The following is a 23,173-nucleotide window of genomic DNA, read 5'->3' as shown; positions in this document are numbered from 1 at the left end:
CATGAACGAAGGTGAACGCATCACGCTCTAGGTCTACACGTACCGGGCGTGATATGCGCCCGGCTCCACCATGACCCGTATGCCGGACGGAGTATTCCCGCCGGCCGATTGCCGGAGGACGCCCCATGAACGTCGTCGCCAAGCCCGCCCGTGCGCAATTCGTGTGGGACGACCCGCTGCTGCTCGATGAAGCGCTCACCGAAGACGAGCGCATGATCCGCGACAGCGCGCGGGATTTCTGCCAGGAAAAGCTGCTGCCGCGCGTCCAGGAAGCCTTCCGCAAGGAACACTTCCACCGCGAGATCATGAATGAGTTCGGCGAGATGGGCTTCCTCGGCGCCACGCTGGACAGCCATGGCTGCGCCGGTGTCGGCTATGTCGCCTACGGGCTGATGGCGCGTGAGGTCGAGCGCGTCGATTCCGGCTATCGCTCGGCCTTCTCCGTGCAGTCCTCGCTGGTGATGTACCCGATCCACGCCTTCGGGTCGGAAGCCCAGAAGGACAAGTACCTGCCCAAGCTGCGCACCGGCGAATGGGTCGGCTGCTTCGGCCTGACCGAGCCCGATGCCGGCTCCGACCCGTCCTCGATGCGCACGCGCGCGAAGGCGGTCGATGGCGGCTACATCCTGTCCGGCTCCAAGACCTGGATCACCAATTCCCCGATCGCCGATGTCGCCGTGGTCTGGGCGAAGGATGATGACGGCGTGCTGCGCGGCTTCGTGCTCGAACGCGGCATGAAGGGGCTGACCTTCCCCAAGATCGAGGGCAAGTTCTCGCTGCGCGCCTCCGTCACCGGCATGATCATGATGGATGACGTGTTTGTGCCGGAGGAGAACAAGCTGCCGGGCGTGAAGTCGCTGGCGGGGCCGTTCCAATGCCTCAATCGCGCGCGCTACGGCATCGCGTGGGGCTCGCTTGGTGCGGCCGAGGATTGCTGGCACCGCGCGCGCGACTACACGATGAATCGCAAGATGTTCGGCAAGCCGCTGGCGGCGACGCAGCTCATCCAGAAGAAGCTCGCCGACATGATGACCGAGATCACCCTCGGCCTGCATGCCGTGCTGCGTGTCGGCCGGCTGATGGACGAACACAAGGCGGCGCCGGAGATGATCTCCCTGGTGAAGCGCAACAATTGCGGCAAGTCGCTCGATATCGCCCGCGTCGCCCGGGACATGCATGGCGGCAACGGGATCGTGGACGAGTACCATGTGATCCGTCACGTGATGAACCTCGAGACGGTCAACACCTACGAAGGCACGCATGACGTTCATGCGCTGATCCTCGGCAGGGCGCAGACCGGTCTGAACGCTTTCGGCGGCTGAACCGAGGCTGCTCCGTTCGGCGGGCATGCACCCCCTCGAGCGGCGCCACTTGGCGCGAGACTGTTCCAGGTTCCGGTTGCCGGTTTCCTGGAGCAGATCCCGATCGGGTGAAATCGCCTGATCGGCTGACGATGTTCGCCAGAACCATTGGCCAGAAAGGGTTCCGTGGGCCGTCGGGAACGGCAGCGGCCCTAGAGCCGCTGGCCGGCGCCGGTGCGGGCGTTCACGTCGTCATGCTGCCGGCTGGCGCGATGACAATGGTCTACGCCGACAGGCTTCCGCTGACCCGACCCGGCATCACGCGAATGAGTGACGCTGGTGATCGCAACAGGGTTGGCGCGGCTACACTCCCGGCGGAAGCGCCCCGGCCGCTCACCTTTCGCGACGGCGCCCGGGCGCGCCGCCGCATTCTCATCGAGGCCCCCACATCATGCGCCTGACAGTCACTGCCATCGGCGCCGGCGGCGACGGCATCGCCCGCACGGAGGCCGGCCCGGTCTTCATTCCCCGCGCCCTGCCGGGCGAGGTGGTGGAAGCGCGCCTGATCGGCAAGCGCGGCGATGGCCAGGCCGGCGTGGTCGAGGCGATCCTCACCCCCTCCCCCGACCGGGTCGCGCCGCCCTGCCCGCATTTCGAACAGGGCTGCGGCGGCTGCGCCGTGCAGCATTGGGCGCCGGCCGCCCAGGCCGGCTGGAAGCGCGACCGGCTGCGCGAGGCGCTGGCGCGCGCCGGCTACCCGGATGCCGCCGTGGCGGAGACCATGACCACCCCGCCCGGCCGCCGCCGGCGTGCCGACTTCGCGGTGCGGCGCGGGCCGGATGGCGTCGCCCTCGGCTTTCACCTGGCCGGCAGCGCGCAATTGCTCGACCTCGCCGGCTGCACGGTGCTCGACCCCCGCATCACCGCCCTGATCGGCCCGCTGCGCGAGATGCTGCGCCGGCTCGCGGCGCTGCGGCGGGACGGCTCGGTAGTGGTGAACTTGCTCGATACCGGGCCTGACCTAGTGCTGCGCACCGATGGGCCGTTGACCGCGGCCGAGCGGGTGACCCTCGCCCATTTCGCGACGCAGGCCGGCATCCCGCGGATCGCCTGGGCGCTAAAGGATGGCGTGGCGGAAGTGGCCGTGCAGAGCGGGCCGGCGACCATCCTGCTGTCGGGGGCCGAGCTTACTCCTGCCCCGGGCGCCTTCCTGCAGGCGAGCCCGGAGGGGGAGGCCGCGATCATCGCCGCCGTGCTGGCGGCATTGCCGGCCAGGCTAGTCGGGCGCGGCCGGATCGCCGACCTGCATGCGGGGCTTGGCACGCTGTCGGTACCGCTCGCCGCGCGCGGGCGCGTCACCGCCTTCGAGAGTGAGGCCAGCGCCGTCGCCGCGCTCGGCACCGCCGCCGGGCGCGCCGGTGTGCGCGTCACGGCGCAGCGGAGGGATCTCGACCGCCAGCCGTTGACGGTGGCGGAACTCGCCGGCTTTGCCGCGGTGGTGTTGGACCCGCCCTATGGCGGCGCGCCGGAACAGGTGCCGCTGCTGGCGCGCAGCGCGGTGCCGGTGGTGATTTATGTGTCGTGCAACCCGGCGGCGCTGGCCCGCGATGCGAAGGCCTTCGCGCAGGCGGGCTGGGCGTTGTCAGCGGCGACGCCGATCGACCAGTTTGTGCATTCGGCGCAGCTGGAGGCCGTGGTGGCCTTCACGCGGACGCCTCAGCGCGGTTCGATGCGCGACAGGTAGAGCGTGGTGACACGGCGGCGGGCGAGCACGTCCTCGACCGTGCAGGGCTTCGCCAGGGAATCGCCGTCGACAAAGCGCAGCGGGTAGCGGGCCGACAGGGCTTCGAGCAGCGCCGGCGCCTCGGCGCAGAGATTGGCGTCGAAGTCGAGCATGATGCGCAGGCCGGGGCTGCGGTCGAGCAGGCCGCCAAGACCGGCGACGACGCGGTCAGGCTGCGCGGTGGCGCCGATGCGCAGGAAATCCACGCTGCCGGGCTCGATGTCCTGCAACGCCTTGGCCGGCGCGGTGCAGTGGGTGCGGCTGGCTTCGGTGGTGAAGGCGCTGGCGAAGCGGCCGTTCTGCGGTCCGACCAGCAGGGCCGGCACGTTCATCGTGGCGTGCGGTGCCTCGGCGGCGGCGACGCGCTCGGTGGTGATGATGCGGCCGAGGCCGTTCACATGGACGTTGCGCCGCAGCAGCCAATGCAGCCAGGGATTGGCCTCGAGCGCCACGACCCGGCCCTCGCTGCCGACCAGGTCCGCCAGCACCAGGCTCCAATAACCGTAGATGGCGCCGACATCGTAGGCGGTCTCGCCACGGGCGACGTTGCGGCAGACGAATTCCGTCACCCAATACTGCCAATAGCCGTCGAGCAGGAGATGGGGCGCGATACCGACATCGGCGGCGTCGACGAACATCTTGAAGCGGCCAAGGACGCGACACAGCACGGAGCCATCGGGCAGCGGCACGGTCTGGGTTCGGTCACGGATGAGCGCCTCAATCTCGCGTCGATTGCCGGTACGCAGCAATTCCTCGAGCGTCGCGATGTCGCGGCGGCCGACCTCGGCGCGCACGGCCTCCATGGTCGCGCGCAGCACGGCGATCTCGCCACGCATGCGGAACAATTCCTCGTGCGTTCCATGGATCGCCCCGCGGCTCTGGCGGGGCGTTGTTGCGAAGAGCCAGGACAGAAAGCGTGGTACGACGCCTGCACGAGGAGCTTCGTCCAATTCCATCGGTAGCGGTGGATTGTCCTTCGGCACCGGTATTCCTTGGTCTTTTGCAGGATGTTGTCTGCCCAGCAGTAAAATCTCACCACAGGGCGATGGTTGCAAGGCATTGCGCCATAGTGGCGTCTTGTTTGACGGCAACCCCGAACCATCCTGAACAGTGATCCATCACGAGGGAGTCAGCCTGATGGCCATGAATCGCCGCCACGCCTTGTTCGCCGGCACGGGGCTCGTCGCCGCGCCGCTGCTGTTCCGCCCTGCCGCCGCACAGGTGCCCGCGGTAGCGGCCGCGCCGGCCCAGGGGCCGGGCTTCTATCGGTTCCGCGTCGGCGGGAACCTGGTGACGATGGTGCATGACGGATTCTTCGCACGGCCGCTGGAAGGCTTCGTGCGCAATGCGCCGTTGCCGGAGGTGCAGGCCGCGGCCGCGGCGGCCTTCCTGCCGGCCGATCGCCAGGTGATCCCGTTCACCATCACCTTCGTGCAGCGCGGCGACACCATCGCCGTGTTCGACGCCGGCAATGGCGTGACGCCTGCGGGGGCGACGAATGGGCGAATGATCGCCAACATGGCCGCGGCCGGGATCGACCCGGCCCGCGTGACGCATGTGATCCACAGCCATTTCCATGGCGACCACGTCAACGGGTTGCTGAACGCGGCGGGCGGTCGCGCCTTCCCCAACGCCCAGGTGCTGGTGCCCGCCCCGGAATGGGCGTGGTGGACCGATGCCGGCAACACCACCCGCAGCCCCGAAGGCCAGCGCGGCACCTTCGCCAATGCGGCGCGGTGCTTTGCGCCCTATCAGGGCAGCGTGACACCGTTCCAGACCGGGGCCGAGGTGATCCCAGGTATCACCGCCATTGCCGCGCCGGGCCATACGCCGGGCCACACCATCTTCCGCATCGCCGATGGCGACCAGCAGATGATGTTCGTCGCGGATATCACCAATCGCCCGGAGATCATGATGGCCCATCCGGAGTGGCAGATCGTCTTCGACTTCGATGCCGACTTGGCGGCGGCATCGCGGCGGCGCGTGCTCGACATGGTGGCGACCGACCGCATTCGCATCACCGGCTACCACTTCCCCTTCCCGGCCAACGGGTATGTGGCGCGGGCAGGCGCCGGCTACCGCTTCGTTCCGGCGGATTGGTCGAGCGCCGTCTGATCGCCATGCGGTGGTAAGGCTGATGTGGCGGAAGGGGGGCCGGCCGGTCTAGGCTTCGTGGCCCAGAGGATCCTGCGATGCGACCCTTCCGCCCTCTCGTCTTCACGTTGATCACATCCTTGGCGCTGCTGCTGGCGCGGCCGGCGGCGGCTGATTCGATCGACGGGCATTGGTGCACGGAACGTGGCATGCGCCTGAGCATCAGCGGTCCGAGCATCGTCACCCCCGGCGGCGCACGGATGCAGGGCGAATATGGAAGGCATGACTTCGCCTATGATGCGCCACCCGGCGAACCGGGCGGCGGCGGCCGCGTTGTCATGCGCCTCCGCGGGGAAGATCTGATGCAGGTACAGGCGGCCGGGCTTGATCCGCTGTGGCGGCGCTGCGGACCGGCGACGAGCTAGGGTCCTCGCCGCCCCCATTCGTGGAGTTCCAGCGCGTGGGGCGAAAAGGCAGGCCGTTGCCGACAAGGGCCGGAAGCCGGAGAACGAGGCCCGTAGAGCGTCAGGCGGCAGGACATGACGGCGGTTCACCGGCGTCGGTACCGCTTCGGCCCGCGTGATGCGTGCATCTCGACCGCCAGGCGTCACGCCAATTGGACAGGGTTCGCGCCGGCCGGCCGCTGATCCGCCGCCGATCATGGCAAGGCAGGTGGCGTCGCGCTGGCCGACGGGGCGTCATGCGCCCGCCTGCCGCACCTCGGCCATCAGGCGTCGTCCTTCCTGCCGGCGTTGATATGCGGCGGCTTTGTCCGGCCGGATGGCGCTGCGTGCGCGTGTGGCCGATGTGGCGCGCGGTCGTTTCCTGTCGTTCGATCACACATTCCGCGTCACGGCGCGGGCCGCGCTGGGCGCAGCACGTCGGGCGACGGGTTTCACTTGACGCAATTGACCCTCCTCTCTAATGACTATCCAGTCAGTCATTAGAAGGCCGTCATGCTGGCCGCCCCACGTCCCCGACAGCGCCGCAAGGAAGCCCGACCGGCCGAATTGCTCGATGCCGCGCTCGACACCTTTCGAGAGAAGGGCTTCGCCGCGACGCGCATGGAGGACATCGCCTCCCGCGCCGGCGTGTCGAAGGGCACGATCTACCTCTACTTCCCCTCCAAGGAAGCGGTCTTCGAGGCGCTGGTGCGCAGCAACCTGTTGCCGGTGATCGAGCGCCTCCAGGCGGCGATGACGACCGAGGCCGGTTCCGCCACCGCCCGGCTGGGGATATTGGTGCAGGCCTTCTCGCGGGTGACGGCGGACCCGCGCCTGGTCGCCTTGCCCCGGCTGGTGCTGGCCGAGGCCGGCAATTTCCCCGACATGGCCCGCTTCTATCGGCGGGAAGTGGTGGCGCGTGGCCTCGCCCTGGTCGCCGGCATCCTCGAACAGGGGATGGCGGCGGGCGAGTTCCGCCCGCTCGACCCACAGCTCACGGCCCGGTTGTTTCTTGCCCCCATGGTCCTCAGCGCGCTGTGGCGCGCGACCTTCGCCGCGGTGGAGGATGCCCCACTGCCGACGGAGAGCATGCTCGGGCTGCATCTTGAGCTGTTCCTGCGTGGCATCGCCCCGGAGGCCGCGTCATGAAGCGGATGGCCTGGCTGCTCGTGGCACTGACGATCGCCGGCTGCGACAAGCCGCCGGACGAAGGCAGTTTCCAGGGCTATGTCGATGCGGACTACCTGCGCATCGCGGCCCCCGAGGCCGGTTGGCTGACCGCGGTGCCGGTGGCGAATGGGGCGCAGGTCGCCGCCGGCGCGCCGTTGTTCAGCCTGGACGACGCCCTGCAACGCGCGACGGCGGCGCAGGCCCGCGCCACGCTGGAGAAGGCGGAAAGCGACCTCGCCGACCTGCTCAAGGGCGCACGGCCGGAGGAGATCGCCTCGATCGAGGCGCAGCTCGCCGAGGCGGAGGCGTCGCTTGAACTGGCCCGCCAGCAGCTCGCGCGGCAGGAGACGCTGGCGCGCACCCGGGTTGCGTCAGAACAGACGCTCGACCAGGCGCGCGCGGCGGCCGAACAGGCGGAGGCTCGACGCAACCGCATCCGCGCCGACCTGGCGACCGCGCGACTGCCGGCGCGGGCGGACCGCATCGCCGCAGCCCGCGCGGCGGTCGAGGCGGCGCGGGCGGCCCTCGAACAGGCCGAGTGGCACCTGACGCAGCGCAGCGTCAACAGCCCCGCCGCCGGCGTGGTGGATGACGTCGTGCGGCGCAGCGGCGAATGGGTGCCCGGCAGCGGCACCGTCATCAGCCTGCTGCCGCGCGATGCGACCAAGGTGGTGTTCTATGTGCCCGAGGCTAGGCGCAATGCGGCACGGTTGGGCGAGACGGTGGCGGTCGAATGCAGCGGCTGCCCGCCCAGCCTGACGGCGCGCATCAGCCGCGTGGCGCAGGAGGCCGAATACACGCCGCCCGTCATCTACAGCCGCGAGACGCGGGCCAAGCTGGTCTGGCGCATCGAGGCGGTGCTTGCCGACGTCCCCGGCGCGCCGTCGCCTGGTCAGCCGGTGAGCGTGCGCCTCCGGCCATGACTGCGCCCGTCATCTCCGTCCGCGGCCTGACCAAGCGCTATGGCGACAAGGCGGTGGTGGACGGCTTCGACCTCGATGTCGAACGCGGGCAGATCCATGGCTTCCTCGGACCCAATGGCAGCGGCAAGACGACCACGATCCGCATGTTGTGCGGGTTGCTGGTGCCCGATGGCGGGTCGGGGACATGCCTCGGCCACGACATCCTGACGCAGTCCTGGGAGATCAAGCAACGCGTCGGCTACATGACGCAGCGGTTCAGCCTGTATGAAGACCTGACCATTCGCGAGAATCTCGACTTCGTCGCGCGGCTCTACGGGCTGGCGCAGCGGCGGGCGATGGTGACGGAAGCGCTTGACAGGCTGGGCCTGGCGGCGCGCAGCGGGCAGCTCGCCGGCACACTGTCGGGCGGGTGGAAGCAACGCCTCGCGCTCGCGGCCTGCGTGCTGCACAAGCCGGACCTGCTGCTGCTCGATGAGCCCACCGCCGGCGTCGATCCCAAGGCGCGGCGGGAATTCTGGGACGAGATCCATCTGCTCGCCGAAGGCGGCATGACGGTGCTGGTCAGCACCCATTACATGGATGAGGCGGAGCGCTGCCACCGCATCGCCTATCTTGCCTATGGCAAACTGCTGGCGGTCGGCAGCGTGGCGGAGGTGGTGCGCGGCTCGGGCCTGTCGACGTGGCATGTCAGCGGGCCGGAGCGGCGCATCGGCGCCTTGGCGCGGGACCTCGCCGGCCGGCCGGGCGTGGAGATGGTGGCCCCCTTCGGTGCCACCTTGCATGTCAGCGGGCCGGACGCGACGGCGTTGGAAGCGGCGATCGCACCCTTCCGCGCCGAGGCGACGCTGCGCTGGAGCGTGTCGGAGCCGTCGCTGGAGGATGCCTTCATTCACCTGATGGCGGGTGCGCAGCCGTGAGCGGCCCCTATTTCGCCTGGCATCGCCTGGTCGCCGTGGTGGTGAAGGAATTCATCCAGATGCGGCGGGACCGGCTGACCTTCGCGATGATGGTCGGCATCCCGATCATCCAGCTGATGCTGTTCGGCTATGCGATCAATGCCGATCCGCGGCATCTGCCCATCGCGGTACTGAGCCAGGACAACAGCAGCTTCAGCCGCGCCATCGTCGCCGGCATGCAGACCAGCACGTATTTTCGTGTGACGGTCATCGCGCGGGATGCAGCGGAGCTCGACCGCCTGCTGGCGCGGGGCGAGGTGCAATTCGCCGTCGAGATCCCCGTGGGTTTTGGGCGAAGCCTGCTGCGCGGCGACCATCCTGCGCTGTTGGTGATGGCCGACGCGACCGACCCGGCGGCGACCGGCAATGCGGTTGGCGCACTGGACCGGATCCTTGAATCGTCGCTGGCGCCACTGCTCGAAGGCCCGCTGGCGACGTTGCAGCGGGGGCCGGGGCCGGTCGATCTGCGCGTGCAGCGCCGCTACAACCCCGAGGGCATCACGCAGTACAACATCGTGCCAGGGCTGATGGGCACGATCCTGACGATGACGATGATCATCATGACCGCGCTCGCCATGACGCGCGAACGCGAGCGCGGCACGATGGAGAACCTGCTGGCGATGCCGGTTCGCCCGGCCGAGGTGATGTTCGGCAAGCTCGCGCCCTTCATCCTGGTGGGCGGCATCCAGGTGATGGTGATCCTGACCGCGGCGACGCTGGTCTTTAATGTGCCGATGGTGGGCCAGCCGATCGTGTTGGCGGTGGGGCTGCTGGTATTCCTGATCGCGAACCTGGCGGTGGGGTTCCTGTTCTCGACCGTCGCGCGCAATCAGCTCCAGGCGATGCAAATGAGCTTCTTCTTCTTCCTGCCGTCGATCCTGATGTCGGGCTTCATGTTCCCGTTCCGCGGCATGCCTGATTGGGCGCAGGTGATCGGGGAGGCGCTGCCGCTGACGCATTTCCTGCGCGTGGTGCGCGGGGTGATGCTGAAGGGGAACGCCATGGCCGATACCTGGGTCGATATCTGGCCGATGCTGGTGTTCCTCGCGGCGGTCTCGGTCCTGGCGCTGGCGCGGTACCGGCAAACGCTGGATTGAACGCGCCGTCCGATAACCTCCGAGGTCATCGCGACAGGATACGGCGATGCTACCTTGGCGCTTCCGAAGCCGGGAGCCCCGACCATGACCGTCGCCTATGTTATCGGCTTCAAGGTACGGCCACAGCAGCAGGACCGGTTCATGCAACTACTGACCGGCGTGCTGGACGCGATGCGCGAGGAGCGCATGTTCGTCTCGGCCACGCTGCATGAGGATCCGACAGCGCCGAACCGCTTCCTGCTGCACGAGGTCTGGCAAGATCACCAGGACGTGCTGGACGTTCAGATGTCCCGCCCATATCGACAGGCTTGGCATGACGCGCTGCCCGACCTGCTGGACGGGCCGCGCGAGGTGTCGATCTGGACGCCGATCCGCACGGACCGACGCGGCTGATCAGACGTGGAAGCTTTCGCCGCAGCCGCAGCGGCCCTTCTCGTTCGGATTGGTGAAGGTGAAGCCGGCGGTCATCGCCTTCACCTCGTAGTCCATCACCGTGCCGATCAGGAACAGCGTCGCCTTGCGGTCGATCAGGACAGTGACGTCCTTGTCCTTGATGACCTCGTCGGAGGCCGCGGGTTCGTCGGTCCAGGACAGGTCGTAGGACAGGCCGGAACAGCCGGTTGTCTTGACCGCGATGCGCAGCAGCTTGCCATGCTCGCCCTTGGCATAGAGCGCACGCAACCTGTCGGCCGCCGTGTCGGTCAGCGTCATCAGCGGTGGCAGGGCGCGCCTGGCGCGCGGGGCCTCGATGGTGGTGCTCATCGCGTGGCTCCTCAGTACATGTTCAGGGCGAGGCGGGCATCCTCGCTCATGCGTGACTGATCCCAGGGCGGGTCCCACACGACCTCGACCTCGACATCGCTCACGCCTTCCACGGCGCGGACGGCGTCCTCGACCTGGCTCGGCAATTCCTGCGCCGACGGGCAGGCCGGGGTGGTCAGCGTCATCTCGACCTTGACCTTGCCGTCATTCTCGATCTCGATCGCGTAGATCAGGCCGAGTTGGTAGATGTCGACAGGAATTTCCGGGTCATAGACGGTGGAGATGGCGCCGATCACGGCGTCCTCATCCACCTTCGGCACGGGCGGCTTCACCTCGCCGTCGGGCGTCCAGGACGCGCGGGTTTCCGGCGTCGGATTCACGGTGGCGTCGTCATTCACTGCTCACCTCCTTCGTCCCGTCCAGCGCGGCGTTCAGCGTATGCCAGGCGAGCGTCGCGCATTTCACGCGGGACGGAAATTCATGCACACCGGACAGTGGCGCCAGGCGTTCCATCTCATCCGCCAGATCGGCGCCGCAATCGGGGCAGGTGCCAGTCATCGCGAGTTCGCGGAATCTTGCGCCCAGTTCCTTCGCCTGCGCCGTCGTCTTGCCCTTCACCGTCTCCGTCATCAACGAGGCTGAGGCGGTGGAGATGGCGCAGCCGCGTCCCTGGAAGGCGGTATCCTCGATATGGCCATCGGCCGTCAGCTTTACAAACAGCTCGATGCGGTCGCCGCACATCGGGTTGTCGCCGCGGGCCGTGGCGGTCGCGTCTTCCAGTCGGCGGAAATTGCGCGGCTTGCGGCCGTGGTCGAGGATCACTTCTTGGTAGAGGTCGCGCAGGTCATCAAACAGCCCGCTCATTTGAAGAACTCCCGCGCCTCGGTGAGCGCCCGGGCCAGAAGGTCGATCTCCTCCTTCGTGGTGTAGAGGCCGAAGGAGGCGCGCGTCGTGCCGTTCTCCAGTCCGAAGCGGGCGTGCAGCGGCTCGGCGCAGTGGCGGCCGGCGCGCACGGCGATGCCCGCACGGTCGAGCAACGTCGCGAGGTCATGCGGATGCGCGGCATCGAGCGCGAAGGAGAAGACGCCGCCGCGATCCTGCGAGGCACCGAGCAGCGTCAGGCCCGGCACCTGGGTCAGGCGCGACGTGGCGTGGTCCACCAGAGAACGTTCATGCGCCTCGATCGCCGACATGCCGATGGCGGTGACGTAGTCGATGGCGGCATGCAGGCCGACCGCCTCGATGATGGCGGGCGTGCCGGCCTCGAACTTGGCGGGCACCGGCGCCCATTCGGATTTCTCGAAGGTGACATAGCTGATCATGTCGCCGCCACCGAGCATCGGCGGCATGCGATCGAGCAGTTCGAGCCGCGCCCACAGCACGCCGATGCCGGTCGGGCCATAGAGCTTGTGGCCGGTGAAGCAATAGAAGTCGCAGCCGATCGCCTGCACATCGACGCGGCGATGCACCGCGGCCTGGGAGCCATCGAGCAGCACCTTCGCACCATGCGCATGGGCCAGCGCGACGATGCGTTCGACTGGCGTGACGGTGCCGAGGACATTCGACATATGCGCGATGGCGACGAGGCCGACCTTGCCATCGGCAAGCTTCGCCTCGAGATCCTCCATGTCGAGTTCACCGCTGTCGGTGACGCGGCAGACGCGCAGTTCGTTGCCCTTGTCGTCACGCAGCATCTGCCACGGGACGATATTGGCGTGGTGTTCGAGTTCGCTGATCAGCACCGCCTGGCCGGGCTTCATCACGCCACGGCCCCAGCTATGGGCGACGAGGTTCATCGCCTCGGTGCTGTTCCTGGTGAAGACGATCTCGCGCGTATCGCCAGCATTGATGAAGCGCGCCGTCGCTTCGCGCGCAGCCTCATACGAGTTCGTCGCCAGTTCCGACAGCCGGTACGCGCCGCGATGGACGTTGGCGTAGGCCGTTTCCATGCAGCGGACCATCGCGTCGATCACGGCGCGCGGCTTCTGCGCGGAGGCCCCGGAATCGAGGAAGACCAACGGGCGCCCTCGCGCCTGCGGCTGCGACAGAATCGGGAAATCCTGCCGGATGCGCATGACGTCGAAGGTGGCGGGCGCCAGCGTGTCCATCACGCCACCGCCGCCTGGCGCGACCACCAGGCATCAAGCGCACGGGTCAGCGCCCCGCGCAGGGTCTCATCCGTCACAGTCTCGACTGCCTCATGCAGGAAGGCCTCGACCAGCATGGCCTTGGCCTGGGATTCCGGAATGCCGCGTGTGCGCAGGTAGAACAGGCTGTCGGCGTCGAGAGCGCCGACCGTCGCGCCGTGGCTGCACTTCACGTCATCGGCGTAGATTTCGAGCTGCGGCTTGCTGTCGATCTCGGCCTCTTCCGACAGCAGCAGCGCCTGGTTCATCTGGTAGCCGTCGGTCTTCTGCGCTTCCCGCCGCACCAGGATCTTGCCCTGGAAGACGCCGCGCGAGCGGCCGGTGAGCACCGTCTTGTAGGTCTGCCGGCTGGCGCAGTCGGGGGCCGCGTGGTCGAGCGATGTGGTGGTGTCCACATGCTGTCCGTCGGCGGCCATTTGGGCACCGTTCATGTGGCAGGCCGCCTTCGGGCCGGTCAGGGCGGCGTGGATTTCATTGCGCGTCAGGCGCGGGCCGGCGGCCACGGTGAAGTTGTCGTAGGTGCCGGCGGCCGCGATGGTCGCGTAGATGGTGGACAGGTGGAAGACGGTCGCTTCCTCCTGCAGCAGGCGACCATGCGTCAGGGTGGCACCCTCGGCGACCTCGATCTCGAAGACCGGGTTGTGCAGGCATTGGCCGCGACCGGTCGCGGTCTCGATCAGCGTCAGCGTCGCCCCGGCACCAAGGCGGACCAGGTGGCGCGGATGGAAGGCGAAGGGCCGGCCCGGATCGAGGGCGATGGAGACGAGTTCCAACAGCCCACCATCGACGCCCTCGGGGATGTCGATGAACAATCCGTCCTCGAACAGCATCGTATTGAGCGCGGCGAGCGGTTCCCGCTCGGGCTTGGCCAGCGCGCCAAGATAGGGCTCGGCCTCGTTCAGGTTCTGGGCCAAGCCGAGCGCGCGATAGGCCAGCCCGTCCAGCGTCGAGAGATCCTCGCGGAAGCGACCATCGACGAAGACGGCACGATGCGGGGCATTCGGCACCGGCAGGGCGAGCGCACCCTCGACCATGGTCAGCGGCTCGGCGAAATGCGCCTGCGCGACGACGCCGAGGTCGGTGTACTTCCACTGCTCGACCCGGCGGGTCGGGAAGCCACGCGCGGCGAAATGCACGGCGGCATCGGCGCGCAGCGTGTTCAGCCAAGGCTTGCGCGCGCCTGGCAGATGGTCCTTCAGGCCTTCATAGCGCGCGAGGAAGCCCGCCGCGCCGGTGGGTGCCGCCGTCGTCATGCCGCGGCCTGGACGGACGCATAGCCCTGCGCCTCCAGCTCCTTCGCCAGCTCGGGCCCGCCGGACTTCACGATGCGGCCGGCCATCAGCACATGCACGCGGTCGGGCACGATGTAGTCGAGCAGCCGCTGGTAATGGGTGATGACGAGCGCCGAGAAATTCGGCCCACGCATGGCGTTCACACCGTCAGAGACGATCTTCAGCGCATCGATGTCGAGGCCGGAATCGGTCTCGTCGAGGATCGCCATCGATGGTTGCAGCAGCGCCATCTGCAGTATCTCGTTGCGCTTCTTCTCGCCGCCGGAGAAGCCGACATTGACGCCGCGCTTGAGCATGTCCTCGGGCATCGACAGCGCCGTCATGCGCTGACGGGCCAGCTTGAGGAACTGCATGGCGTCGAGCTCGCTCTCGCCACGCCCCTTGCGGACGGCGTTGAGCGCGGTGCGCAGGAAGGTTGCGTTGCCCACGCCCGGCAGTTCCACCGGATACTGGAAGGCGAGGAACAGGCCGGCGGCGGCACGTTCCTCCGGTTCCATCGCCAGGATATCCACGCCGTTCAACGTGGCGGTGCCGGCCGTGACCTCATAGCCCTCGCGCCCGGACAGCACATAGGAGAGCGTCGACTTGCCCGAACCGTTCGGGCCCATGATGGCGTGCACTTCGCCGGTCGGCACTTCGAGGTCGATCCCCTTCAGGATCTCCTTGCCGTCGATTTCGGCGGTCAGTCCTTCGATACGCAGCATTTTAACCGACGCTCCCTTCGAGCGAAATCTGCAACAGCTTCTGCGCTTCCACCGCGAATTCCATCGGCAATTCCTTCAGAACCTCACGGCAGAAGCCATTGACGATGAGGCCCACGGCTTCTTCCTGCGTCAGGCCACGCTGACGGCAGTAGAACAGCTGGTCCTCGGCGATGCGGCTGGTCGTCGCCTCATGCTCGACCTTCGCGCTGACGCAGCGATTCTCGATGTAGGGCACCGTATGCGCGCCGCAGAGGTCGCCGATCAGGAGGCTGTCGCACTGCGTGAAGTTGCGCGCGGCGGTCGCCTTGGCCCCGATGCGCACCAGGCCACGATAGGTGTTCTGCCCATGCCCGGCACTGATGCCCTTGGACACGATGGTCGACTTCGTGCGCGGCCCGATATGGAACATCTTCGTCCCGGTATCGGCCTGCTGGTAGTTGTTGGTGATGGCCACCGAATAGAACTCGCCCACGCTGTCCTCCCCCTGCAGGATGCAGGAGGGGTACTTCCAGGTGATGGCTGAGCCCGTCTCCACCTGTGTCCAGGAAATCTTGGACCGTGCGCCGCGGCATGCGCCGCGCTTGGTGACGAAGTTGTAGATGCCGCCCTTGCCCTCGGCATCGCCGGGGTACCAGTTCTGCACGGTGGAATACTTGATCGTCGCATCGTCCATCGCGACAAGTTCGACCACCGCCGCATGAAGCTGATTCTCGTCACGCATCGGGGCGGTGCAGCCCTCCAGATACGAGACGTGCGAGCCTGCATCCGCGATGATCAGCGTGCGCTCGAACTGCCCGGTGCTCTTCGCATTGATGCGGAAATAAGTGGACAGTTCCATCGGGCAGCGCACGCCCTTTGGGATGTACACGAAGGACCCGTCGGTGAAGACGGCACTGTTCAGCGCGGCGAAGAAATTGTCGCCCTGCGGCACCACGGAGCCGAGATACTTCTTCACCAGATCCGGGTGGTTCTGCACCGCCTCGCTGATCGAGCAGAAGATGATGCCCTCCTTGCCCAGACGCTCCTTGTAGGAAGTCGCAACGGAGACGCTGTCGAACACCGCATCGATCGCGATCGGCATGCGCCCTTCGGCGGGGGTGGAGCCCGCGCCTTCGACGCCGGCCAGGATCTCCTGTTCACGCAGCGGGATGCCGAGCTTGGCGTAGGTCTTGAGCAGTTCCGGATCGACCTCGTCGAGCGACTTCGGCCCGACCTTCTCCTTCGGCGCGGCGTAGTAGTAGCTGTCCTGGTAGTCGATCGGCGGATACTTCACCGCGGCCCAACGCGGCTCCTCCATCGTCTTCCACACGGCGAAGGCGCGCAGGCGCCATTCCAGCAGCCAAGCCGGTTCGTTCTTTTTCGCGCTGATGAAGCGGACGATGTCCTCGTTCAACCCCTTGGGGGCGAACTCCATCTCGATGTCAGTCTCGAAGCCCCACTTGTAGGTGGACTCCGTCATCGACTGGACGGTCTCGATGGTCTCGGTGACGGCAGGCATTGGTCTTCTCCGTCCTACTCGGCGGCTATGGGCGTCAGGCGCGGTGCAGGGACAAACTCGGGATGCGGCACGATGGCCGGCACGCCGGCAAGGTCAGCCATGGAAATGCCCGACAGCGCGCGGCGGATGGCATCATTCACGGGGTCCCACCGGCCGCGCACGGGGCAGCGCGCCTCCGCATCGCAAAACCCGGCGGCATTGTCCACGCAGGCGGTGAGCGCGATGGGTCCATCTATCGCCGCGATCACGTCGGTCAATGGCATCTCGGCCAAAGGGCGGGTCAGGCGGTAGCCGCCCGACGCCCCGCGCCGGCCCTCGACCAAGCCGGCATGGGCCAGGGTCTTGAGAACCTTGGAGACCGTGGGTTCGCCAAGGCCGGTGGCGGCAGCGAGAACCGGGGCGGTCAGCACGCCGCCATCCTCGGCTTCCTCCAGCCTAGTCAGCACGACCACGGCATAATCGGTGAGTTTTGACAGCCGCAACACGGCCGTTGCCCTCCTGAAACAGGACCCATTTGGTACGGTTTCAGATGCGCTCGGGACTCGCCGAAGTCAAGGCGTCTGGACGCATCCGCGCGGCACCCCCATCCTGCCGCCGCAATCGCAGGAGAATGCTCGATGCCGACGATCCGGACCGATGATGGCGTGGACCTCCACTACGAGGAGGCCGGGTCCGGTACCCCAATGGTCTTCGTGCATGAATTCGCCGGCGATGCGCGGTCCTGGGAGCCGCAGATGCGCTTCTTTGCTCGCCGCTACCGCTGCGTCGCCTTCAATGCGCGGGGCTATCCGCCCTCAGCGGTGCCGTCGGACCCAAAGGCGTATTCGCAGGACCTGGCGACGGATGACATCGCGGCGGTGATCAAGGCGCTTGGCCTCGCACCCGCGCATGTCGTCGGGCTGTCGATGGGCGCCTTCGCGACGCTGCATCTGGGGCTGCGGCATCCGGGGCTGGCGCGCAGTCTGGTCGCGGCGGGCGTCGGCTATGGCGCCGCGCCGGGCAAGCGCGACCAGTTCCGCGCCGAGACCGATGCCGCCATCGCGCGCATCCGTGCCGAGACGATGGCGGAATTCGGCAAGACCTACAGCCGCGGCCCGACCCGCCTGGTATTCGAGGAAACCGACCCGCGCGGCTATGCCGAATTCCAGGCGCAACTGTGCGAGCATTCCACCGAAGGTTCGGCACTGACCATGCAGGGCGTGCAGCGCGAACGCCCCTCGCTGTTCGACCTGGCCGACGGCTTCGCCGCCTATACCACGCCGACGCTGATCATCGCCGGCGACGAGGACGACCCCACGCTGGAACCGGCGCTGTATCTGAAGCGCACCATCCCGACCAGCGCATTGCTGGTGATGCCGAAATCCGGTCACACCATGAACCTGGAGCACCCGGACGCCTTCAACCGCGCGGTGCTGGACTTCGTCACACAGGTTGACGCCGGGGCGTGGAAGCGGCGCATCCCGGAGAGCCTCAGCGGGTCGATCATCGCGGCGAAGTCGTAGGGCGCGCGCGCCGGCCGGGATCCGCCCCGTCCGGTGCGTCAATCCGGGAAGCGGTCCTGCCATCGGACGAGGGGCGCGGCAGAGGCATCTCGAAGATCGACATGCGACGCTCTCCGAGGCGGGGAACATCAGCATAGCGTGGCCCCGTGGTCGCGTCGGCGTGCAGGGCCGTGATTCAGCGCCGCAATATGGTCTTCATCCCCTCATGGCTCGCGACGAAACCGAGGGTTTCATAGAAGCGCTTCGCATCGGCGCGCGATTTGTCGGTGGTGAGTTGCACCAGCCGGCAGCCGCGTGCGCGGCACTGGTCCATCGCCCATACCATCATCCGCCGGCCGAGACCGCTGCCGCGTTGGTCGGCGCCGATGCGCACGCTCTCGATCTGGCCGCGCCATGCGCCGCGATGGGAGATGCCCGGGATGAAGGTCAATTGCAGGCAGCCGACGATGCGGCCACCCACCTCGGCCACCGCCAGCAGCTGGTTGGGGTCCGCTGCAATGGCGGCAAAGGCGGCGTCATAGGCCGGGTCGCCCGGCCGTTCACGCGCCGCGCCGAGCACATCGTCGGCGAGCAGCGCGATAATCGCCGGCACATCGGCCGCCGTCGCCGCGCGGAAGACCGCGTCGCTCATGCGTAGAGGTCGGCCCGCGTCAGCGGCAGTCCCGAAGGCCCGCGCGCCCGCTTCGTCGCCAGCGTCTGGTAGATGCCGACCGTGCCGCGCTCGAAGGCCAGAGCGCAGCCGGCCAGGTAGGTCATCCAGATCTGCGTCTTGGCGTAGCCGACCTCCTGCGCCGCGGCCTCGCGATTGGCGTACAACCGTTCGGTCCAGGCTCGGCAGGTGCGACCGTAATGCTCGCGCAGCCCCTCGACATCGTGGATCTCGAAGCCGTTGCGCTCCAGCGCGTCGTGCTCGGCGCCAATGTGGTCGAGTTCGCCGCCGGGGAAGATGTAGCGGGTCAGCGCCTCGAATTCCGGGCGTTTCTTGCGGAAGGTCTTTTCGTCGCGTTTCATCGGCCGGGCGATGGCGTGATGCAGATAGGCGCCGCGCGGGCGCAGCAATTCACGGATGCGCGCGAAATATCCCTCGCGATTGTCGAGGCCGACCGCCTCATACATGCCGACGCTCGCGACCTTGTCGAAGGGTTCGGCCTGCAGCGTGCGGAAGTCGGTCAGCTCGATGGTGACGCGGTCCTCCAGGCCGAGGCGCTTCACCTTGTCCACCGCGTAGGCGTATTGTTCCTCGGCCAGCGTCACGCCGTGCGCCTTGACGCCGTAATGCCTGGCCGCGTGGCAGACCAGCCCGCCCCAGCCGCAGCCGATGTCGAGCATCCGTTCGCCGGGTTGCAGGCGGAGCTTGCGGCAGACGATGTTGAGCTTGGCGATTTGAGCTTCCTCCAGCGTCGTCTCGGGCGTGGGGAAGTAGGCGCAGGTATAGACCATCTCCGGGCAGAGAAAGAGCGCGTAGAAGGCGTTCGACAGGTCGTAGTGGAAATGCATCAGCGCCTTGTCGTCGCGCCCCTGCCCGTAGCGCGCCGCGTCGCCGGGGCCGGAGAAGGCGTGGTTGCCGCCCCCCTTGCCGGGCCCGAAGGCGAAGGGCAGCAGCGCGCGGGCGACCTGCATCTTGTCCAGTCGCTTGAGCAGCCCGCGCCGGCCATGTTCCGCGCGCGCCGCGAGGTCGAGCAGCGTGCCGCCCTCGAGCGCGATGTCGCCGGCCGCCATGGCTTCGATCAGCGTCGACAGGCGAGGCCGGCGGACCATGCGCGTCAGCACCGCGGGGTCGCGGATGGCGATGGCCAAGTCGCCGCTCGGCGCTGGGCCAAGCGGGACCTCGGAACCGTCCCACAATCGCAGCGTCAGGTCTGCCTTGAGTTGGCCGGCGACATGGGCCGCCAGTCGCCGGACCCCTTCGGTGCGCTTATCGGTCATGTCGTCAGATCCGCACGCGGTCGGGCGCGACCCAGCGCAGCGGCTCGGTCCAGATCACATCCGCCGTGGTTACCGGGCGTTCGAGCCGGTTCATGCCGCGCAACTGGTCGATGGCGAGCTGGATATTGGCCACGCTGTCGGCCGTCAGGTTCATGCGATAAGCCACCTTGGTCATCAGTTCGGCGACCAGGACGCGGTCCTGGCGCAGGAAGCGCGCGACCTGGCGGGCGGCGTCCTCCTTGTTGCTCTCGATGAATTCCTGCGCCTGGATCAGCGACTTCATCAGCTTCTCGGTGGTCGCCCGGTTCTCGGTCGCCCAGGCCTTGTTCATGTAGACGAAGTTGCGGACGATCTGGATCGCCTCGTTGTTTACCAGGATATGCGTGTTGGGGATGGCGCGTTGCGCGCGGGTCGGCCAGGGCTCCCACACCGCGAAGGCGTCGATGTTGCCGCGTTCGAGAGCCGCGACCATCTCCGGCGCCTCGACATTGACGATGGTGTAGTCGGCCGGGTTGAGGTTCAGCTTGGCGACGACGGACAGCCAGAAGGTCTCCGACCCGGTGCCGCGCGCGACGCCGACGCGCTTGCCCTTCAGCTCCTCCATGGTGGTGATGCCGCGGGCCAGCACGCTGATCCAGCGCAGCAGCGCGGTGCCCTCGGCGACCGCGACGATGTTCGGGTCGCGCACATTGGCCGAGACGCCGGCCTGTTCCGCGCCATAGGCGGAATTGACCTGGTTGCCGATCAGGAAGGCGATCATGGCGCTGCCCGAGGGGCCGGTATTGACCGTGACGTCGAGCCCATTGCGCTCGAAGAAGCCGCCTTCCTTGGCGACGTAATAGGGTGCGAAAGAGGGGTCGACACCGGTCGCGATGGTCACGCGGGTCGGGGACTGGCCGGCGGCGGGCAGGATGTACGCACCGGCGGCGGCTACTGGCAGCGCGAGGATGGAGCGACGACTCATCGTGTTTCTCCCTGTTGGTCGATTGGTGGCGTCACGCCATAGGCGTGCTCAGACTGTCGCATTGAACCGCCCGGCGAAGATTCGAATGAGGAAACGGAACACCCGGTCAGTCGCGAAACCCAGCAACCCCAGCGCGACCAGGGCGACGAAGATGTCTTCGATCTGCATGAACAGGCGTGCATCCCACAGCAGTTTGCCCAGGCCGTCATTGGACGCGATCAGCTCCGCCGCCACGATGGTGACGAAGGCATTGGCCATCGCCAGCCGCATGCCGGTGAGGATGTAAGGCACCGTCGCCGGCAGCGCCACCAGCGCGAACACTTGCAGCCGCGACGCGCCGAGGCATTGCGCCGCGCGGATCTTATCGCGCCCCACCGCACCGACGCCGGCGGCGGTGCTGATGACGACGACGAAGACGGTGGTGTACGCGATCAGGAAAATCTTGCTTTCCTCCCCGATGCCGAACCAGATCACCGCGACCGTGATCATCGCTACGGCAGGGATGAAGCGGAAGAACTCCGTCCAGGGTTCCAGCAGCCAGCGAACGACGCGGAAGGACCCGATGGCGAGGCCGACGGGGATGCCGATCGCCGAGCCCAGCGCGAAGCCCAGCAGGATGCGCCGCATGGAGGCGACGATCTGTTCCTGCAGGATGTTGTCCTCGATCAGCACGACGGCGCGTTCGAAGACCGGCCAGGGCGGCGGGAACAGGATGGATTTCACCAGCAGCGTCGCCGCCAGGTGCCAGATCAGGAACAGCAGCGCGAAGCCGGCGACATAGCCCGCGACGGTGGCAAGCCGGCTGTCAGTGCGCACCGTGGATCTCGTCATGAATCAAGGCATGGACGCTGCGGAAGGCCGCCATGAAGGCATCCGAGGTGCGTTCGCGCGGGAAAGGCAGGTCCACCGGCACCACCGCCTTCAGCGTGCCGCCGGGCCCACGCTTCATCACACCGACACGCGTCGCCAAGGCTACGGCTTCCTCGATGTCATGGGTGATGAACAGCACGGTCTTGCGGGTTTCCGCCCAGATGCGCGACAGCTCGCCCTGCAGCACGGCGCGCGTCATGGCGTCGAGCGCACCGAAGGGCTCGTCCATCAGCAGGATGCGCGGGTCATTGGCCAGTGCGCGGGCGATCTGGATGCGCTGCTTCATGCCACCCGAGAGTTCCGACGGGTGCTTCGCCCCCTGCCCGGTCAGCCCGACCATGTGCAGGTAATGTTCGGCCTTGGCGCGGCGCTCGCGCCGGCCCATGCCACGCAGGCGCAGCCCGAAGCCGATATTGTCGAGCGCCGTCAGCCATTCATAGAGGCTGTCATGCCCCTGGAAGACCACGCCACGGTCGGCCCCGGGCCGATCGACCGGCGCCCCGCCGAGCAGGATCCGCCCGGCACTTGGCTGCTCGAAGCCTGCGACCATGTTCAGCACAGTGGTCTTGCCGCAACCGGAGGTGCCGAGCAGGCAGAAGAACTCCCCATCGTCGAGGTCGAGCGAGAAATCGCGCACCGCCTCCCACGCGCCCGTGCGGCCGCGATAGGTCTTGCCCACGCCTTGCAGCGACACCAGCGACACTGAAGTCCCCTTTTTTCGGTGGATGCCATGTTAGGGCCGGATCGCATCCCGGCAACCCGGCTTCACGGCTCGCGGGGCCGGGGCTAGAAGGTCAGCAGGCTAAGACCGAGGAGGGAACGCCATATGCCGAATATGCTCGAGGGCAAGGTTGCGATCGTCACGGGGGCCGGCAACGGCATCGGGCGCGAGATCGCCATCATGATGGCCGGCCAGGGGGCGAAGGTCATCATCAACGACGTCGGCGCCTCCGTGTCGGGTGAAGGCCAGGACGCGACGCCGGCGCAGCAGACCAAGGCGATCATCGCCCAGAACGGCGGCACCTCCGAGATCTCGGCCGACAGCGTGGCCGGTTGGGCCTCGGCGCAGAAGATCGTGCAGGCCGCGATGGATCATTTCGGCCGCATCGACATCGTCGTGAACAATGCCGGCATCCTGCGCGACCAGATCTTCCACCGCATGACGGTCGAGGAATGGGATGCGGTGATCGCAGTCCACCTCAACGGGTCCTTCTACGTCTCGCGCGCGGCGGCGACGCATTTTCGCCAGCAGCAGTCCGGCGCCTATGTGCACATGTCCTCGACCTCGGGGCTGATCGGCAATTTCGGCCAGGCGAACTACTCGGCGGCGAAGCTCGGCATCGTCGGGCTGTCGAAGTCGATCGCGCTCGACATGTCGCGCTTCAACGTCCGGTCGAACTGCATCGCGCCCTTCGCCTGGTCGCGCATGACGGGCACTATCCCGGCCGAGACGCCGGAGCAGAAGCGCCGCGTCGAGCGCATCATGCAGATGACACCGGACAAGAACGCGCCGCTGGCGGTGTTCCTGGCCTCGGATGCGGCGAAGGACGTGACCGGGCAGATCTTCTCCCCGCGCATGAACGAGCTGTTCGTCTACAGCCAGATCCGCCCGATCAAGTCGGTGCACCGGTCGGAAGGCTGGACGCCGGAAGCGATCGCCGAATACGCGCTGCCGTCGCTGGCGCAGGGCTTCTCGAAGCTCGAGCGGTCGGGCGACGTGTTCTCCTGGGATCCGATCTGA

25 protein-coding genes are annotated in these 23,173 nt (G+C 67.5%); 11 read left to right on the top strand and 14 right to left on the bottom strand.

What is annotated here, in order from left to right; translation table 11 throughout:
* Window positions 1–125: 125 nt before the first annotated feature.
* Both IEY36_RS10445 and IEY36_RS10440 read left to right on the top strand, forming a co-directional pair.
* Window positions 126–1,322: an acyl-CoA dehydrogenase gene (locus IEY36_RS10445; protein WP_188966988.1), complete on the top strand. Its 1,197-nt coding sequence runs from the start codon at window positions 126–128 to the stop codon at window positions 1,320–1,322.
* 430 nt (window positions 1,323–1,752) lie between these two features.
* Complete coding sequence (locus IEY36_RS10440; protein WP_188966987.1) at window positions 1,753–3,045, top strand: class I SAM-dependent RNA methyltransferase; 1,293 nt, start codon at window positions 1,753–1,755, stop codon at window positions 3,043–3,045.
* On the opposite strand, the gene IEY36_RS10435 is transcribed toward IEY36_RS10440, so the two are convergent.
* The gene (locus IEY36_RS10435; RefSeq protein ID WP_188966986.1) at window positions 3,018–3,920 is read right to left on the bottom strand and encodes an FkbM family methyltransferase; all 903 of its coding nucleotides are present in this window, start codon (window positions 3,918–3,920) and stop codon (window positions 3,018–3,020) included. The two genes, IEY36_RS10440 and IEY36_RS10435, sit on opposite strands and share 28 nt — an antisense overlap.
* 301 nt (window positions 3,921–4,221) lie before the next feature.
* Here IEY36_RS10435 and IEY36_RS10430 point away from each other — a divergent pair, with 301 nt between their 5' ends.
* The 7 genes from IEY36_RS10430 (at window position 4,222) to IEY36_RS10400 (ending at window position 10,160) form a co-directional block, all read left to right on the top strand.
* A complete protein-coding gene (locus tag IEY36_RS10430; protein WP_188966985.1) occupies window positions 4,222–5,199 on the top strand; it encodes an MBL fold metallo-hydrolase in 978 nt (325 codons plus the stop codon).
* A gap of 77 nt (window positions 5,200–5,276) precedes the next feature.
* The gene (locus IEY36_RS10425; protein WP_188966984.1) at window positions 5,277–5,603 is read left to right on the top strand and encodes a hypothetical protein; all 327 of its coding nucleotides are present in this window, start codon (window positions 5,277–5,279) and stop codon (window positions 5,601–5,603) included.
* Between the two features lie 531 nt (window positions 5,604–6,134).
* On the top strand, window positions 6,135–6,770 hold the full coding sequence (locus tag IEY36_RS10420; protein WP_229681240.1) for a TetR/AcrR family transcriptional regulator: 636 nt from the start codon (window positions 6,135–6,137) through the stop codon (window positions 6,768–6,770).
* Window positions 6,767–7,714, top strand: coding sequence for an HlyD family secretion protein (locus tag IEY36_RS10415; RefSeq protein WP_188966983.1), 948 nt, complete (start codon window positions 6,767–6,769; stop codon window positions 7,712–7,714). Before IEY36_RS10420 ends, IEY36_RS10415 begins: the two co-directional genes overlap by 4 nt.
* On the top strand, window positions 7,711–8,631 hold the full coding sequence (locus IEY36_RS10410; protein WP_188966982.1) for an ABC transporter ATP-binding protein: 921 nt from the start codon (window positions 7,711–7,713) through the stop codon (window positions 8,629–8,631). Before IEY36_RS10415 ends, IEY36_RS10410 begins: the two co-directional genes overlap by 4 nt.
* A complete protein-coding gene (locus IEY36_RS10405) occupies window positions 8,628–9,767 on the top strand; it encodes an ABC transporter permease (RefSeq protein ID WP_188966981.1) in 1,140 nt (379 codons plus the stop codon). Before IEY36_RS10410 ends, IEY36_RS10405 begins: the two co-directional genes overlap by 4 nt.
* Window positions 9,768–9,851: 84 nt before the next feature.
* Entirely contained in the window at window positions 9,852–10,160 is a 309-nt protein-coding gene (locus IEY36_RS10400; protein ID WP_188966980.1) for a putative quinol monooxygenase, read from the top strand.
* Here IEY36_RS10400 and IEY36_RS10395 read toward each other — a convergent pair whose 3' ends face one another.
* Genes IEY36_RS10395 through IEY36_RS10360 form a run of 8 tightly spaced genes read right to left on the bottom strand, consistent with a single transcriptional unit; the run spans window position 10,161 to window position 16,655 of the window.
* The gene (locus IEY36_RS10395; protein ID WP_188966979.1) at window positions 10,161–10,529 is read right to left on the bottom strand and encodes a HesB/IscA family protein; all 369 of its coding nucleotides are present in this window, start codon (window positions 10,527–10,529) and stop codon (window positions 10,161–10,163) included.
* A gap of 11 nt (window positions 10,530–10,540) precedes the next feature.
* Window positions 10,541–10,927, bottom strand: coding sequence for an SUF system Fe-S cluster assembly protein (locus IEY36_RS10390; RefSeq protein WP_188966978.1), 387 nt, complete (start codon window positions 10,925–10,927; stop codon window positions 10,541–10,543).
* Window positions 10,920–11,393: a Fe-S cluster assembly sulfur transfer protein SufU gene (gene sufU, locus IEY36_RS10385; protein ID WP_456307046.1), complete on the bottom strand. Its 474-nt coding sequence runs from the start codon at window positions 11,391–11,393 to the stop codon at window positions 10,920–10,922. Before sufU ends, IEY36_RS10390 begins: the two co-directional genes overlap by 8 nt.
* On the bottom strand, window positions 11,390–12,637 hold the full coding sequence (locus IEY36_RS10380; protein WP_188967035.1) for an aminotransferase class V-fold PLP-dependent enzyme: 1,248 nt from the start codon (window positions 12,635–12,637) through the stop codon (window positions 11,390–11,392). Before IEY36_RS10380 ends, sufU begins: the two co-directional genes overlap by 4 nt.
* Window positions 12,637–13,929 (bottom strand): Fe-S cluster assembly protein SufD, encoded by a 1,293-nt coding sequence (gene sufD / locus IEY36_RS10375; RefSeq protein WP_188966977.1) that lies wholly within the window; start codon window positions 13,927–13,929, stop codon window positions 12,637–12,639. The genes IEY36_RS10380 and sufD overlap by 1 nt, the downstream gene beginning before the upstream one ends.
* On the bottom strand, window positions 13,926–14,672 hold the full coding sequence (sufC, locus tag IEY36_RS10370) for a Fe-S cluster assembly ATPase SufC (protein WP_188966976.1): 747 nt from the start codon (window positions 14,670–14,672) through the stop codon (window positions 13,926–13,928). Before sufC ends, sufD begins: the two co-directional genes overlap by 4 nt.
* 1 nt (window position 14,673) lies before the next feature.
* Window positions 14,674–16,170 (bottom strand): Fe-S cluster assembly protein SufB, encoded by a 1,497-nt coding sequence (gene sufB, locus IEY36_RS10365; RefSeq protein WP_188966975.1) that lies wholly within the window; start codon window positions 16,168–16,170, stop codon window positions 14,674–14,676.
* Between the two features lie 14 nt (window positions 16,171–16,184).
* On the bottom strand, window positions 16,185–16,655 hold the full coding sequence (locus IEY36_RS10360; RefSeq protein WP_188966974.1) for an SUF system Fe-S cluster assembly regulator: 471 nt from the start codon (window positions 16,653–16,655) through the stop codon (window positions 16,185–16,187).
* Window positions 16,656–16,787: 132 nt separating this feature from the next.
* Here IEY36_RS10360 and IEY36_RS10355 point away from each other — a divergent pair, with 132 nt between their 5' ends.
* Window positions 16,788–17,672 (top strand): alpha/beta fold hydrolase, encoded by an 885-nt coding sequence (locus tag IEY36_RS10355; RefSeq protein WP_188966973.1) that lies wholly within the window; start codon window positions 16,788–16,790, stop codon window positions 17,670–17,672.
* Between the two features lie 175 nt (window positions 17,673–17,847).
* Here IEY36_RS10355 and IEY36_RS10350 read toward each other — a convergent pair whose 3' ends face one another.
* Genes IEY36_RS10350 through IEY36_RS10330 form a run of 5 tightly spaced genes read right to left on the bottom strand, consistent with a single transcriptional unit; the run spans window position 17,848 to window position 22,135 of the window.
* Window positions 17,848–18,303: a GNAT family N-acetyltransferase gene (locus tag IEY36_RS10350; protein WP_188966972.1), complete on the bottom strand. Its 456-nt coding sequence runs from the start codon at window positions 18,301–18,303 to the stop codon at window positions 17,848–17,850.
* Entirely contained in the window at window positions 18,300–19,598 is a 1,299-nt protein-coding gene (locus IEY36_RS10345; RefSeq protein ID WP_188966971.1) for an SAM-dependent methyltransferase, read from the bottom strand. Before IEY36_RS10345 ends, IEY36_RS10350 begins: the two co-directional genes overlap by 4 nt.
* Window positions 19,599–19,602: 4 nt before the next feature.
* Window positions 19,603–20,562 (bottom strand): ABC transporter substrate-binding protein, encoded by a 960-nt coding sequence (locus tag IEY36_RS10340; protein WP_188966970.1) that lies wholly within the window; start codon window positions 20,560–20,562, stop codon window positions 19,603–19,605.
* Between the two features lie 48 nt (window positions 20,563–20,610).
* Window positions 20,611–21,378: an ABC transporter permease gene (locus IEY36_RS10335; protein ID WP_188966969.1), complete on the bottom strand. Its 768-nt coding sequence runs from the start codon at window positions 21,376–21,378 to the stop codon at window positions 20,611–20,613.
* Window positions 21,368–22,135 carry an ABC transporter ATP-binding protein gene (locus IEY36_RS10330; RefSeq protein ID WP_188966968.1) on the bottom strand — a complete coding sequence of 256 codons (768 nt, stop codon included), beginning with the start codon at window positions 22,133–22,135 and terminating at the stop codon, window positions 21,368–21,370. Before IEY36_RS10330 ends, IEY36_RS10335 begins: the two co-directional genes overlap by 11 nt.
* 123 nt (window positions 22,136–22,258) lie before the next feature.
* Here IEY36_RS10330 and IEY36_RS10325 point away from each other — a divergent pair, with 123 nt between their 5' ends.
* Entirely contained in the window at window positions 22,259–23,173 is a 915-nt protein-coding gene (locus IEY36_RS10325) for an SDR family NAD(P)-dependent oxidoreductase (protein ID WP_188966967.1), read from the top strand.

The sequence above is a fragment of the Neoroseomonas lacus genome (genome assembly GCF_014644535.1).
GTDB classification, from domain to species: domain Bacteria; phylum Pseudomonadota; class Alphaproteobacteria; order Acetobacterales; family Acetobacteraceae; genus Neoroseomonas; species Neoroseomonas lacus.
Note: the sequence above shows the minus strand (reverse complement) of the source record. Positions and strands in the feature narration are given on the sequence as shown.

Coding starts and splice junctions, on each gene's coding strand:
- IEY36_RS10380 (WP_188967035.1), bottom strand. CDS start 12,637: ATGGACACGCTGGCGCCCGCCACCTTCGACGTCATGCGCATCCGGCAG.
- IEY36_RS10400 (WP_188966980.1), top strand. CDS start 9,852: ATGACCGTCGCCTATGTTATCGGCTTCAAGGTACGGCCACAGCAGCAG.
- IEY36_RS10345 (WP_188966971.1), bottom strand. CDS start 19,598: ATGACCGATAAGCGCACCGAAGGGGTCCGGCGACTGGCGGCCCATGTC.
- IEY36_RS10350 (WP_188966972.1), bottom strand. CDS start 18,303: ATGAGCGACGCGGTCTTCCGCGCGGCGACGGCGGCCGATGTGCCGGCG.
- IEY36_RS10420 (WP_229681240.1), top strand. CDS start 6,135: ATGCTGGCCGCCCCACGTCCCCGACAGCGCCGCAAGGAAGCCCGACCG.
- sufD (WP_188966977.1), bottom strand. CDS start 13,929: ATGACGACGGCGGCACCCACCGGCGCGGCGGGCTTCCTCGCGCGCTAT.
- IEY36_RS10435 (WP_188966986.1), bottom strand. CDS start 3,920: ATGCGTGGCGAGATCGCCGTGCTGCGCGCGACCATGGAGGCCGTGCGC.
- IEY36_RS10410 (WP_188966982.1), top strand. CDS start 7,711: ATGACTGCGCCCGTCATCTCCGTCCGCGGCCTGACCAAGCGCTATGGC.
- sufB (WP_188966975.1), bottom strand. CDS start 16,170: ATGCCTGCCGTCACCGAGACCATCGAGACCGTCCAGTCGATGACGGAG.
- IEY36_RS10325 (WP_188966967.1), top strand. CDS start 22,259: ATGCCGAATATGCTCGAGGGCAAGGTTGCGATCGTCACGGGGGCCGGC.
- IEY36_RS10445 (WP_188966988.1), top strand. CDS start 126: ATGAACGTCGTCGCCAAGCCCGCCCGTGCGCAATTCGTGTGGGACGAC.
- IEY36_RS10440 (WP_188966987.1), top strand. CDS start 1,753: ATGCGCCTGACAGTCACTGCCATCGGCGCCGGCGGCGACGGCATCGCC.
- IEY36_RS10430 (WP_188966985.1), top strand. CDS start 4,222: ATGGCCATGAATCGCCGCCACGCCTTGTTCGCCGGCACGGGGCTCGTC.
- IEY36_RS10395 (WP_188966979.1), bottom strand. CDS start 10,529: ATGAGCACCACCATCGAGGCCCCGCGCGCCAGGCGCGCCCTGCCACCG.
- sufU (WP_456307046.1), bottom strand. CDS start 11,393: ATGAGCGGGCTGTTTGATGACCTGCGCGACCTCTACCAAGAAGTGATC.
- sufC (WP_188966976.1), bottom strand. CDS start 14,672: ATGCTGCGTATCGAAGGACTGACCGCCGAAATCGACGGCAAGGAGATC.
- IEY36_RS10355 (WP_188966973.1), top strand. CDS start 16,788: ATGCCGACGATCCGGACCGATGATGGCGTGGACCTCCACTACGAGGAG.
- IEY36_RS10340 (WP_188966970.1), bottom strand. CDS start 20,562: ATGAGTCGTCGCTCCATCCTCGCGCTGCCAGTAGCCGCCGCCGGTGCG.
- IEY36_RS10415 (WP_188966983.1), top strand. CDS start 6,767: ATGAAGCGGATGGCCTGGCTGCTCGTGGCACTGACGATCGCCGGCTGC.
- IEY36_RS10425 (WP_188966984.1), top strand. CDS start 5,277: ATGCGACCCTTCCGCCCTCTCGTCTTCACGTTGATCACATCCTTGGCG.